Raw genomic sequence first — 13,053 nt, forward strand, 5'->3', positions numbered from 1 at the left:
GTCGATGCGTAGAGGCCGAAGTGCTCCTGCATTCCGCGGATGATATCCTCATCCTCCTCGAGGCCAGTGGTTCGGAGCATCTCAGCGAGCGCCGCTCCCGAACCGCCGTTCGCATATTCACGGAGCACTTAGGTCCACAGCGACTGGATCCAAGGCCAGCCGAACTTCTCAACCAAAACCGCGGAGCCGGTACCGATCGTCATCAACACGACCTTCCACCAAGCCGACGGAGGTCGGGATGCTCTCATCGAAAGCCAATAGAGTACCGCACCACGCCAAGGGCCATAGTGTTCGCTGAATTCGCCATTGCGCTTCACCACTTCGATGAAGTTCGGATTCCTCAAGTCCTGGTCAGACACCGCCGACCTCCCGTTTGAATCGCAGCCTCTTGGCGAGACCTCACCGCAAGGCCATTAACCGCTCGTTAACCAACCTTCACTGAGGTCATTACTGCCACCGAAAGTCAGACGTTTCCTGAGATCGCGCCGGGATATCCCCCTGTTTAGCATCGAGGATAGTGATGTTCCCGTTATGTTCTCGGGCGCACTCAATCACTGTTTTGCCCGACGGGACAAGTAAAATTCCGATTTTTAGAACACGCGTGATGTCTCTTTAGGCGAACACGGCCGCGACTCGAACAAGGGCGTTTGCCTGGAGCTTAGTGCCGGTGTTTTCGGCTGTAACCGCAGTTGGATCGCCGCGCGACGAAGCGGCGGGCAAGATGAGCAAGGAAGGACGTGAGGTCGCAGGCGCGGATCTAGTGCGATCCCTTCAATTGACCGCAAGCAGCGCCGATATCTCTTCCTTTACTTTGCATGACATAGGCCGGGACTCCAACGTTCCACATGTAGTTGACCCAATCTGACGCGGTATCGATTGTTGCCCGCGAAAACCCCATCCCGGCAACTGCGTTCCAAAGAAGGACCTGAACCACAAGGGGACGTCCCCAAACCAGTGCGCGGAGTTGATCTCGATGCCGCTCTGTGTCGTTGACCCCAGGCAGAAGCAGGTAACTCACATGAACCTTGCCGAAGTCCTGCTCGGCGTAGCGCGTCATTTCTTTCACCAAATCATCAAGCGGGTAATAGCGGGCAATCGGAATTACCCGTTGGCGCGTGGCATCATCGGAGCCGTGCAGGGATACGTACAATCGGTCTTTACGGCGTTCTCGCTGCATGCGACCAATTTGATCAGTTAGCCCAACCGTCGATAGGGAAAGAGTCGGCGCTAGATTGCGATCGCGGAAGCAGTCGAGCGCCCTCATCGTATTCTTATAGTTGGCCAGCGGTTCTCCCATGCCGGAGAGGGTGATGAAGGCGAGTGGCGTGTTTTGTCCAGTGTCCGACGCAACCAAACTGACCTGTTCGAAGATTTCTACATAAGAAAGATTACGACGCGATCGTTGAAGGCCGGTTGCACAGAAAGTACATCCCATGTTGCAACCTACTTGCGTGGAAACGCAGATCCCATTGTTGGCATCGTCTGGCAAATACACGGATTCGACCGTGAGTTGATCATTCGTAGATAGCAAATATTTGATCGAACCATCGATTGATCGGTTGCTCTTATAGGCAATCTTCATTCTCGGACCCCTGTAAGAGAGCCAGCTCCCGGACAAACCCATCCATCTTTCGTCGTTACGAGGGTTTTTTCAAATTGCAGCTTGGATGGATTTGGAATTCGTAGTGTTCTTTGAAAACTCCAGACACCAACGACAAAGGCGCAGATAGCTTCTTCCAAATATGCGCTTACTCCCTCTGGGAGTGAAAGCTTATGAAATCGGTCGAAAGCTGAGGCCACGCGTACCGAGAGGTCCGGCGGGATTTGGATGAATTCTGCGCCCTCGATCTCCCGCGCGGCTTGCAGTATCCATTCTTGGCCAAGCAGCTTTGTCGGAAAGAAGATTCCTTCCTTTGGTTTGAAAGAGGCGGCCCGACTACGCGCAATATCCTGCAAAGGCTTCTTCGGGCTTTCTGGCCGATCGGCCGCGCATGCGGACCAAAGATCGAGATAGGGAGTACGCGGTTCGATGCCAGCCAGCATGCTGGGAAGATCGCTGTTTACTGCACATAAGTGTTCAGGAAGACGGATCGTCCGATCGAACTCCAACCAAGATTTTGGGCTGTCACTTTGCATCAGTCCGACTATTTGGTCTGACGCGCCACTCCCACTTGGAAGGCCGAGCGCTTGCTCCACGACCCGTCTTGCCTGGTGCTTTGCAGTCAAGAATGGATGACCGTCGCTCGCGGCAAAATAATAGGAATATCCAGCAAATATCTCATCCGCCCCTTCGCCACCCAGCCAAATTTTAACGCCCCTAGAGGCTGCAGCCTTGGCCAAAATCGACAAGGCCGGTCCCGAAAGGCTTGTCAGCGGCCGCTCAGCGATATCTGCGAATTGGGTCAGAGCGACCTGTAATCCTTCTGCACTGGTTAGCCCGACTACGTCCGCCGTGACGTCTGACTTGTGAGCCGAAATATGGGCGGTGGTACAAGGAACGCTCTCGGGCCAAAATTCCTTCAAAAGTCCAGAGTCCAGTCCCCCACTCCACGCGAGCCCATTACCAGAGCCTGCGGCGCGACGCTGTACCGCCCTCGATAGCATCTCTGCAATCAACGGTGAGGACGGCTCGAGCGGCCGGGTAAGCCGTTTCGTGGCGTCGGAAGTAAAGACGAGGGTTGTGCCGGGACCGACGCTCTCGACCCCGGAAAAGCAACTGCCGGTTTCCGGAATCCCATACCAGAGGCAATCACTGACCTTCTTCGCATCTATGTCGATAGCACCTGCGGCCAGCAGGCTGGTCGCCCTAGCCGACGAGCCGAACGAGACAGCTTCTCCGACGCGCCGCCAAAATAATGGTTTGGTGCCCATAACGTCACGGGAAAGTATCAGCGCATGGCGCCGCTTGTCGAAAAACGCCAGCGCGAATTCACCCTCGACCTCGCTAACGCCTTCCGCCCCCCTCGAATCCAGCCAGAGCGCGAGTATTTCAGTGTCAACGGTACCCGGACGAACGGAGAGTCCTAGCCGACGAACTAGTTGTGGTGCGTTATAGATTTCGCCGTTTAATGCCAGGACCGATCCACTGTCCGTAACTACGGGTTGCGGTCGAATGCGGTTGCCGGATCGGGGCAACCGCCAAGCAAAGAGTTCGATTTCGGGATCGCTCCACCCACCGCTGACGCTGCCGCGGTAGGCGGTCAGCGAGGACGCAATCTCGTACTTCGAGCTAACTTCGAAAGCTTTTCCTACGAAGCCGCACATTACTTTCGGCTGACTCCAGAGGAATATGTATAGCCCCTCGGAAAACGATGTTCTCTAAAGGTATGGGTCTGCTTCGCATCCGAGTCGCTGAGGATACCACTCAGTATCTGGAAGAGGAGGTTCGTGGCTAATCCCGCGAGCTCGGCATTGACCGGACCGAAGCTTGGCATGATCGTGCCCGGCGCGCGATACCAGTCGACCTGCTTGTCAGTGGGCCCAAGCTCCCAGGTAGAGCTCACAAGACTAGATCGTACATTGTAGCCAGCGACTACCAAGGGAATGTTGGCGACAGCCGCGTGGTCGGCGGTCGCGCTTAAGATGCCTAAAGGTTCATCGGCAGTGAGTAGGATAGCATCTGCTGATTGGCAGATTTGATCGAGGGCGTGCGGATCGGCATGTGTCGCAACAGGCTCGACGAAGGTGCGCGGAAATCGCGCCTGGATCTGCTCTGTTACGACCTGCACCTTCGAGCGCCCGATGTCCGCGAGCGCATAAAGGAGTTGTCGATTAAGATTGCTCTGCTCAATTTTATCACCGTCTATGAGCCGGAGTTTCCTAAGACCTGCACCGGCCAACAATAAAGCGCTTAACGAGCCGATGCCTCCGCATCCCATGATGACAACAAGGCTGTCTGCGAATCGAGTGAACGCCTTGAGGGCGGACGCGCAATCCAAGCCTAAACAAGCGAGATAAGAAAAAGTGCGACTTGTCTCCGGAGCGTCCAGACCCGAAATGAAGGTCTGGACCTCGCGGTCTGTTCCTAGCAAGATAGCGCCCGCGGCAAGCAAAGCGGGGGCAAGTGATCCTTGGCCAGCTTTCGTTAGCCCCTTGGGTCCCTGGACGACAATCTGTCCATGAGCGTTCTGCCCCAACAGAATCCCTGGGACAAGCACTCCTACCCTGGTTCCACCGGAAAGAACGGCTCGCCCCCTTACGGAGACACCTTCGGGAGCGAGCAGGAGGTTAATCTCCGCTTCGGAGAAGGAGTTCAATTCATAAAGACCATGGATTGTAGGCCGGCGCCAGCCTGTGCAATCATCAACGACTGGACCTTCTTGGCCATCTCGGGACCGAAAGCCTTTTCGATCTGGCTCTTCTGTTCGGCTGTAAGGGTCAATTGCACGTTTTTCGCGTCGATCTTTGCGGTAAATTGATCAGCAGCCACGATTTCCCTCCCTATAAGTTTTGTCTAAATAAATTAGGTAGCATCGTGGAGACTACTCAGCTTATGGTCGGGCTTCAAGAAAAACTGTGAATGCACCGCAAAATCGGCAGAACCCTCTGGTAAGGGTCGCTTTTCATGATCTCAACTCGTCGTCTCTTGCTACGGAAACCCTGTTTGGATGATGCAGCGCCGATCTTCAACGGATATGCGAGCGACCCTGATGTCGCGAAATTTCTGACTTGGCGCCCACATCAGTCGGTGTCCGAGACGAAGCAGTTCCTTTCCTGGCTCGATGTAAAGCAGACCGAACAGAGCCTCGAAGCCTATGTTCTTACGTATAAGGACTCGGTCGGACATCCGATCGGAATGATCGAAAGCAGATTGACCGAACACGGCGCGTGCCTCGGTTTTGTTCTCGCCAAGGAGTACTGGGGGCGTGGCCTGATGACTGAAGCCCTCGAGCCTATCGTCGATAGAGCGATCAACGAAAAGCGCCTCTGGAGAGTCTACGCATTTTGCGATTTCCAGAATGCCGCATCAATCAGGGTGTTGCAGAAGATCAATATGAGCTGCGAGGGGACTCTACGCCGGTGGGCCATTCATCCAAACATTAGCATTGAACCGCGCGATTGTTATTGCTTTGCGCGAGTAAGATGAGCTGCGAAACATGTGCCTTCGACTCGATGCGCGGACGAGCAGGGCGGCGTTTTCGGCTTCGGACTTTGGGATCCTTCCAGACCGATCTCAGGGAGGACTTCGCCCGGCTTCTTGCAGCGTGGCGGCGGAGGCTCATGTTTACCGCAGTCTACCACGCAGCTGGCAAACGGCTTGATATCGAAGCGAACGCTAGCGTCGCGCTCCTGCGGGGGCATTTCCTCGAACGACAATACAGGCATTCGGCTCATCGCAGAGGGGCTGGGGCATCGCCGTGGACTGAGGACGACGCAGGAGAGAGCCGCCCGAGCGAATATAGATGCTGCGCTGAGTATCCTCGATAAAGCGCCTGACGTTCCACCAGACGCCGGAGATGAGATTGAGGAAACTCAGAAGCATGGCTCTTAACGGCTTGGTCGAGGACTAGTAGCGACATGACGCGACCCTCGCCAGAACCGTCATGTCAGCTCTCACCAAGATGGTCGCGTAAACGGCTTCCTGTTTGGGGCAAACTGTCGCGATCAGTCTGCCGCCGCTACGGCTGCCTCGAAGCGCTCGCGCGTCGATGCCGCCAGGCGTCCTAACCTGAAGTGTTCCTGCATCCCGCGGATGATGTCCTCATCCTCCTCCAGGCCTGTGGACCGCAGCATGGAAGCGAGGTTTGCCAATTCGGGAAGTGGGATGTCGCTGTGGTCGCGCCCGCCAGCGCCTCGGTAGGGGGTGTTGTCGCCCGCAGTGACATCCTGCGGCCAAACAACCCGCCGTTCACCCTCTTTGGTCGTTGGAAACCGATCGCGGCCCAAGGAAGAGGCGATGATTTTCTGCACCGTTTCGCCCGAACGCATAAACCCGTGTGCACGCGCAATGCGATCGACAATTACGTCAAAATAGATCGGTCCTTCAATGTCGACGACATGATCGACCATGCTGCGGAGCGTGCCGCGGTAGCTCGCGTCGTAGAAGCGTTCCCGGTCAGGGGCCGCTACGCTGGAGGGATCGGCCTTGACATACGTGGCTGTCTTTTGCTCCGGCTCGCCCACCTCGGCCGTCGGTCCACGCGCGTAGATTTTTGCTTGCTCGACCGGTTCGCCATCGTCATTTGCAGGCTTCGGCGCTGTTTCAGTTTGCTGAGCTCCACCTTCCGCTTCCGCGACCGGCGTTCCGGCAGCGGCAGGTTCGTCGGCTTCATCGGTGGACTGGATTTCCTCCGGAGGAGATGTTGGTTCTTCCTTGATCTCGGGAGCCGGTCGGGAAGCTCGGTCGGATTCGAGATCGGCCACAAGCCTCTTGTGGACCTTCTCTGTCGCGGCGGTGGAATCCATCCACCATTCGGTGCTCCAGATTCTCCGGATCCGCCAACCAAGATCCGTGAGCACCATCTCGCGCAAACGGTCGCGATCGCGCGCAGTGGCCGATCGGTGATAGGCGGCACCATCGCATTCAACGCCGGCGAGATAGCGGCCTGGGAAATCCGGATGAACAATACCGAGGTCAATCCGGAAGAAAGAAACGCCTACTTGAGGATGGACCTCCCAACCCTTCTCCTGGAGCGCTCGCATCACGGCGTCCTCAAACGGTGATTCGGTATCACGCCCAGTTGGCGAGAAGGCCTCGGCGATAGCTCTGGCGCCGTTCTCTGCGAACTCAAGGAAGTGTTTGAAGTCGACTACTCCCTTAGCACCAGTGCGTCCTAAGTCGATTTGCTCGGGCCGCAACGTCGCGAAAACGAGCAGCTCGCGCCGCGCGCGGGTAACGGCGACATTAAGGCGGCGGTGACCACCCTCGCTATTCAGTGACGAGATCTGCGCCGTGACTCGTCCGGTCTTGTCCGGTCCGACGGCGACTGAGAAGATAATTACATCTCGTTCGTCGCCCTGAACGTTCTCGATGTTCTTGACGAGGATCGGCTCCCTGGTCTGGTTGCGATCAAAATGCGGTTCCAGCGACGGGTCGGAACGGCGGGCCTGATCCAGCAGGTTCTCGATCAAACGTTGCTGTTCGCCGTTGAATGTAACGACGCCGATTGAATAGGTTGATGCCTTCATGCGTCGGACGACTTCGGCAACGACCGCCTCGGCCTCTTTCCGGTTTATCTTGGCACCACCGCGCTCGTAAACGCCGCCCTCTACGTGGATGTAACGGACCGCGGTATCGCGCGTCACCGGAGATGGGAAGGTCGTCAGCTCGCCCCGATAATATTTGACGTTGGAGAAAGCGATCAGACTCTCGTGGCGGCTGCGGTAGTGCCAAGACAATCGCATGCTCGGAAGATTCGAAGCTAGGCACTCGTCGAGTATGCTCTGTTGGCTCTGGACAATCGAACCGTCGTCGTCCTCGTCGTCGACACCGCGCTGCCCGACGTTCGTAGGAGGCAGCTGCTCCGGATCACCCACGATGACAACTTGGCTACCGCGCGCGATCGCTCCGATCGCATCCCACACCGGTATCTGCGAAGCCTCGTCGAAGATAACCACATCGAAAGGCTTGGCCTCCGCGGGCAAGTATTGCGCGATAGAGAGAGGACTCATCATCACGCATGGGGCGAGTTGCGTCAGCACCGTCGGAAGACGGCCAAACAGCTGTCGCAGCGGCATCTGTCGCGCCTTCTTGTTGATCTCCCGCGCAAGCGTGCCCCATTCCGGATCTTTGCCGAAATTGGTCTGGGTTGGCACTGCCGCTCCAATACGCGCCTTTACGATGTCTCGCGCGAGCTCTCCAACCTTCTTGTCCGCAGCTACGAACGCCTCAATTGTGGCTTCGTGCTTCTCGGCTAAGAAACTGCTGAGAACCGCATCCTCGTTCACGATGGTTTCGGCGATCCAGCGCGCGTAAACGTAGTCAAAAACACTGGTGAGGACCGCGCCGTCCACGGACCCGCTTTCGACGGCATCGACAAGAGGTGATAGGCCAGCTACCCGGGCCGTTTGCGCCGCGGATCGCCAGGTGGCCCATTGTGGAGCTTTGATGATATTGGCCTTCCAGTTCGCGGTCTGGTGGAGGAGGGCATCAATCCATCCGGTCTCAATTTTAACGATGCCTTCCGGATCCTCGAGGCCAATACAAGCGCCGAGTTCTTTGGCCGTGCGATGCATGGTCGGAAATGCTTCATACATGGCCTCGAAGGCCTGTCGGACCTGTCCACCAGGCCGGAAGCGCGAGATGTCGCGCAGCAAGAGATCTGTGACGTGCGAGAGCAGTCGGTCCGGTGCGATACCGTCCACTGGACAGGCGTCGACAGCGTCGCGCATGCTTGCGGCCCAGTTGATCAATCCCTGGAAGCGCGAGACGTCGCTTTGCGGCCCTCGCCAGAGGCGCTCGATTCCTCTGAAGCGAGGTCTAATGCTCTCGATCTCGCGGAGCAGAACATCGAGATCCTTGAGCACAACTATGTCCCGACCGATGTCGTCGGGGATTTCACCTGAACAGTACGGTGTGAGCGCTAATCGGACTTTTTTCTTTCGTCCGTTTCGCACGAGGATGTTCGACGCGCACGCATCGATCCATTCACGCTCGATCGAGTGCAGGTCAAGCTGCGTTGCTTTGAGATCGTAGCGGACCGATAGTTCCGAATTCTTTTCACCCAACCGACGTATGACATCGGCAAGATCGTACAATGCATGCACGTGCTCTGGCGCGTCGGAAGATAACAGCAGCGCTCCGTCCGCGGCGTCAGCGTGCAGCATGAGCGAAACGAGCTTGATTAGGTGCGGCAAGAGAGCATCGTCGCTTGCGTTGCGGTCGAGGCCGATCGACACGATAAGGTCGTCTGCCGCGGTCCTGACTTCACGCAGCGCGAAATGAAGACGTTCGATCAGCTGCTGGAACGACTGTACCCAGGCCGGACTCCATCTGGTCTGTTCAATACCCTTGAGCGGGTGATTAGCGGGGTCCCCGACGGCCTCGAGTGCGGTGCAGATATCCAAACAAGATTCTCGCATCCGTACGAGGTCTTCAGGGGAGTGTACGGTGCCCGCAGGCCAGGTCAGGCCGACGTCTGGAAATCGCTCACGGTCAGCGATGACCCGTCCGAACGCCTCGTATGCCGTCATGCCATTAGGCCGGCGTCGATGCAGCGCGGAAACAAGTCTATTCAGTTGGTCCCGCCGCCGTTTCAACTCGCTAGCGGCCGCCGACCAATGTTCCTCGGTGACGAGATTGCGCTCGCGCCAGGCGGTAGCAAGCTGCTCCAGCACACTGGATTTCTGAGCTTTGGTCGAATGAACCTCCAGGCAATAGTTGCCGAGGCCGATCGCTTGCATTCGCTGTCTTACGACCTCGAGCGCGGCAGTCTTTTGCGAGACGAAAAGCACTGTCTTTTGGTGTGCTAGGCAATTCGTGATCATGTTCGCGATTGTTTGGCTCTTGCCCGTACCTGGCGGGCCGAAGAGCACGAAATCGCCCCCACGCTGCGCGGCGAGGACGGCCGCAATTTGGGAGGAATCAGCCGAGAGCGGCGTAAAGAGCTCAGCCGGATCCACGATCTGGTCGATAGTGTTCTCTGCGACAAAAGCTGCCCCTGAACCGTCATAGGTGTGGGTTGGTGTGTCGATCAGATGCTGGACGACCGGATTCCGCTTCAAGATATCGGATCGATCGACGAGATCCTTCCACATTAGGTACTTCGTAAAGGACAGCGTCGCGAGCACGACTTGTTCGGTGACCTCCCAGCCTTTGATACTCTTGATGTGACGCCTGATCGTCTTCCAGACGCCCGCAACATCGACACCCGTTGCGTCCTGCGGCAATTCTCCTTCGAGCTCAGGCATCGAAAGGTCGAAATCCTGCTTCAGCATTTGCAGCAGTGTCGGATTAAACCGGGCCTCGTCCTCGTGAAGCGCCAGGCGAAAGCCGGAACGCACGCTCTTACGCTCAAGCTGGACCGGGACGAGGATCAACGGCGCGCGGTAAGGCCCCGCGCTGTCCTGGGGCGTCCACTTTAGAAACCCGAGGCAAAGGTACAAAATATTGGCGCCGCCCTCCTCGAAGGCGAGGCGGGTGGCCCGGTAAAGGTCAGTTAACCGACCTTCGAGATCGGTCTCGGGAACCGTTGTGTGGAGTTCACCGCGGACCATGGCGTCACTGACGAACTCTTTGCGTGCATCGTCCTGCAGTCGTTGTGCTAGCAACGCCGTATCGCGCCCATCGGTGCCGTCGAGCACGCTGGCCTTTCCCAGCAATTTGAAGCGATCTCCCCCCGAGAGCTTGTCCTCCAGCATCGCCGCGTCAGGGCATTCGATCGTGATAGTTGACTTCGTATCTTTGAAGTTCAGCAGGCGGTTTCTCAGCGTGAGATCCAAGAGGTTGCGCTTCCAAACCTCGAGTCGATCCAAATTCCTTTCGGAGACGGGCTCACGGGGCTTGTCGAGATCCTCCTCAAATTTCGGGATCTCGCCAACCTCATGCGAGACGGACGGTGCGCCAGAAGGAGTTATGGTCGTCTCACCAGACCCCGACAGATCGAGTGGCCGGATTTTGGCGCTTCGCGCGCGCTTGACGTCAATGGCGAGCTCGAACGGGGAGGTCGCGTCCTCGGCGATCAGCTTTGCACCAGCATCAACGGCTTGTTTAAACCTCCCCGGATTAGACCCGGTGAGGATCGTCGTCTCCACCAGGACCATCTCCTCGAGTTGCACGCGCTTGCGTAGCATCTGGGGATCGTCAATAACCAGGCTGGAGAAATCCTCGTCAACGAGCCACACACCAACGAAAGCATGACCTTCAGTTAGGACGAGCACCGGGTTAAGGCCTGCCTGCTCAAGACAGGACGCGTAAAGCAGAGTGAGGTCCAGACAAGTACCAACCTTGCGAGACAAGATCTCGCTAGGCCCGCGAACCTGCTGGCCGGAGCGTTCAAAGCTTTTCGGAGGAAGGACATAAGCGATCGAGTGCGAAACCAAAGCGGCCCATATCGCGTCGGCTATCTCCCATGCCCGGGCCTTGGTTTTCTTTCTATAGCCATCGACGGCATCATCCCGGCCAGCCGTAGCAAGCTTACCCGACGCCTCCCGCAGGATGACGTCGATGCTAGGATCAGTTGGGCGAACGAACGCGGCCAGCAGTTCGGGCGCGGCATTAACGCCACCCCAGTGCGATGGCGGTAGCAAATTGAGCTCGACAATCTTTTCGGCAAATGTCTCGCCGGCGACATCCACGCGTATGCGTAGCTGGGCTTGCCGAGACGCGTTGATGCCTGTCAGGAACGCCGAATCTAGCTTCAGATCCAAACCCCGAATGTGGTGGGTCGCTTGATTGGCGACATGCTGAATTCGCCACACGCCAGGTGTCAGGAATGGCGGTTCCGCCGCGAGATGCACCGAAATATCGGAAAGGTCGTGGCCGATTGCATTTTCGAGAGCAAGCTCACGAACGATCGGAACGGCGTTTTGGTAAAAAGCGACGTTGACGTTATCCGACACAACGCAATTGATCTTCACTTCACGAGCAACGTCAGTTGTCTCGGCACTCTCCGCCACGCTCTGCCCCCAAAGTCGGCACGGGCAGCAAGTTGGTTCCAATTGGAACGGAGCCCAGACGGGCCTGCTAGCTTACTGCCGGTAATTGCTTTGTATTTGTTGGGCGCAACTATAGGTGAGCGATCTGCCGTTTTCGAGCAAAACTAAAGGATTACGCTTGGGTTTTGCACCGACAGATCCCCAGGACGCGCCAAACCGGCCGGTTTGTTCACGAAGTGGGCGTCGCGGCTCGGATTGTCGACATCGCTCACGATGCTAAGTCTCCCTGCGTCAGTCACGCACGAGGCGTTAAGCGATGTCGGAGACGTCGAATCGCGAACGGCGGATGGTCATATGGGCCATGGAAATCGATGGTCGGCTCGTCCGCTGGGTCTGGCAACACGCCAGTTGACGTTCGGCCGCGTGGCTCACATCCGTGGTATTCCATTCGGATACACAAGGTTCATGATAAAACCAGAGCCAAGGTTGCTTGCACGGCAAATGCCGGTGGTAGCAATATGCGGCGCCGCAGCGGTGGGTTTCGCAACTCCCATTGTCTTGCTCTAGGCAGGATAAGCCCGACGCGATGCATCTCGACAAGTCGCAATTGCATGACTATCAATTTGCCGTTGACGAACGGCGCCCGAGGAATGAACGTGACCAAGTCGACCGCGCGCAAGCGCCAATCCGCAATGTCTGCCCTCCGCGCGGCGGCGGCAGAAGCACCGAGGCGTCTGCGGTCGGAAGGTAGCGTCACCGAGGCGACCTATCGAAAGCTTCTAGACTTGATTGAATCGCGGCAACTTGCGCCGGGTGAGGTAATCGAGGAGCGACGCCTAGCGCTCCGCCTTAAGGTGTCGCGTACTCCGCTGCGTGCCGGAATTAGCCGTCTGCTCGGCGAGAGTAGGCTGGAACAGCTTTCGAATGGCTCGGTGATCGTTCGCAATATTGGCATCGCCGAATTGCTCGAACTTATCCATCTGCGACTCATTCTTGAAAGCGAGGCGGCTTCACTCGCCGCGACCCGTATCAGCCTCGATGTGCTGCAGCCGATCAAGGCTAGCCTTGAGAAGATACTGTCCACCGCTGAAATCAACAAAGCCAAGCACTGGACGCTGGATGACGAGATCCATGATCAGATCGCCAGTCATTGCGGTAATCGCTCTCTTGGCGTCCTGATCGGAGAGACCCGGCGCAAGATCAGGATGTGCAACGTCGAGCGGCGCCCCGAGCGTCTGTTGCCGGCGTGCCGCGAGCATCTTGCCATTGTTGACGCCATCATCAAGCGAGACGCGGTAGTGGCGCGCCATGCCATGGTCCAGCATCTCACCAATGTCCGCCAGGGCATGCTGGAGACGTTCGGGATATTCTTGCCCGACAGTCACGGCTGATCGCCGCCGCTGCGAGGTCCCTGGCCAGCGCAGGCCTGTTCAGCCGCGCCGCATTTTGCTCGATTTTTCACCTTCGATTGCCGCCGATGTGCGCGGAGGTCGCTGCTTGCGATCTTGACAAAGCGAT

8 protein-coding genes are annotated in these 13,053 nt (G+C 57.3%); 2 read left to right on the plus strand and 6 right to left on the minus strand.

From position 1 onward, the window contains the following. Positions 1–128 precede the first annotated feature (128 nt). The 5 genes from ABIA90_RS13250 to ABIA90_RS13270 all read right to left on the minus strand — a co-directional run bounded on the left by ABIA90_RS13250 (position 129) and on the right by ABIA90_RS13270 (position 4,429). On the minus strand, positions 129–359 hold the full coding sequence (locus tag ABIA90_RS13250) for a hypothetical protein (protein ID WP_354120184.1): 231 nt from the start codon (positions 357–359) through the stop codon (positions 129–131). Between the two features lie 398 nt (positions 360–757). Next, on the minus strand, positions 758–1,582 hold the full coding sequence (locus tag ABIA90_RS13255; protein WP_354120185.1) for a radical SAM protein: 825 nt from the start codon (positions 1,580–1,582) through the stop codon (positions 758–760). Beyond that, on the minus strand, positions 1,579–3,264 hold the full coding sequence (locus ABIA90_RS13260; RefSeq protein ID WP_354120186.1) for an asparagine synthase-related protein: 1,686 nt from the start codon (positions 3,262–3,264) through the stop codon (positions 1,579–1,581). The genes ABIA90_RS13255 and ABIA90_RS13260 overlap by 4 nt, the downstream gene beginning before the upstream one ends. Beyond that, entirely contained in the window at positions 3,264–4,031 is a 768-nt protein-coding gene (locus ABIA90_RS13265) for a HesA/MoeB/ThiF family protein (RefSeq protein ID WP_354120187.1), read from the minus strand. Before ABIA90_RS13265 ends, ABIA90_RS13260 begins: the two co-directional genes overlap by 1 nt. A 221-nt stretch (positions 4,032–4,252) precedes the next feature. Continuing rightward, entirely contained in the window at positions 4,253–4,429 is a 177-nt protein-coding gene (locus ABIA90_RS13270) for a hypothetical protein (protein WP_354120188.1), read from the minus strand. Positions 4,430–4,564: 135 nt separating this feature from the next. On the opposite strand from ABIA90_RS13270, the gene ABIA90_RS13275 reads away from it, so the two are divergent. Continuing rightward, complete coding sequence (locus tag ABIA90_RS13275; RefSeq protein WP_354120189.1) at positions 4,565–5,086, plus strand: GNAT family N-acetyltransferase; 522 nt, start codon at positions 4,565–4,567, stop codon at positions 5,084–5,086. A gap of 518 nt (positions 5,087–5,604) precedes the next feature. Here ABIA90_RS13275 and proA read toward each other — a convergent pair. Next, complete coding sequence (gene proA / locus ABIA90_RS13280; RefSeq protein WP_354120190.1) at positions 5,605–11,556, minus strand: anti-phage protein ProA; 5,952 nt, start codon at positions 11,554–11,556, stop codon at positions 5,605–5,607. Between the two features lie 629 nt (positions 11,557–12,185). On the opposite strand from proA, the gene ABIA90_RS13285 reads away from it, so the two are divergent. Next, positions 12,186–12,926, plus strand: coding sequence for a GntR family transcriptional regulator (locus tag ABIA90_RS13285; RefSeq protein WP_354120191.1), 741 nt, complete (start codon positions 12,186–12,188; stop codon positions 12,924–12,926). The last annotated feature ends 127 nt before the right edge of the window (positions 12,927–13,053 follow it).

It is taken from the genome of Bradyrhizobium sp. LA6.8, assembly GCF_040547935.1.
Classification (GTDB): Bacteria; Pseudomonadota; Alphaproteobacteria; order Rhizobiales; family Xanthobacteraceae; genus Bradyrhizobium; species Bradyrhizobium barranii.

What these genes read in the sequence shown, in the direction of transcription:
- ABIA90_RS13255 (WP_354120185.1), bottom strand. Translation starts at nt 1,582, where the DNA reads ATGAAGATTGCCTATAAGAGCAACCGATCAATCGATGGTTCGATCAAA.
- ABIA90_RS13260 (WP_354120186.1), bottom strand. Translation starts at nt 3,264, where the DNA reads ATGTGCGGCTTCGTAGGAAAAGCTTTCGAAGTTAGCTCGAAGTACGAG.
- ABIA90_RS13275 (WP_354120189.1), top strand. Translation starts at nt 4,565, where the DNA reads ATGATCTCAACTCGTCGTCTCTTGCTACGGAAACCCTGTTTGGATGAT.
- ABIA90_RS13285 (WP_354120191.1), top strand. Translation starts at nt 12,186, where the DNA reads ATGAACGTGACCAAGTCGACCGCGCGCAAGCGCCAATCCGCAATGTCT.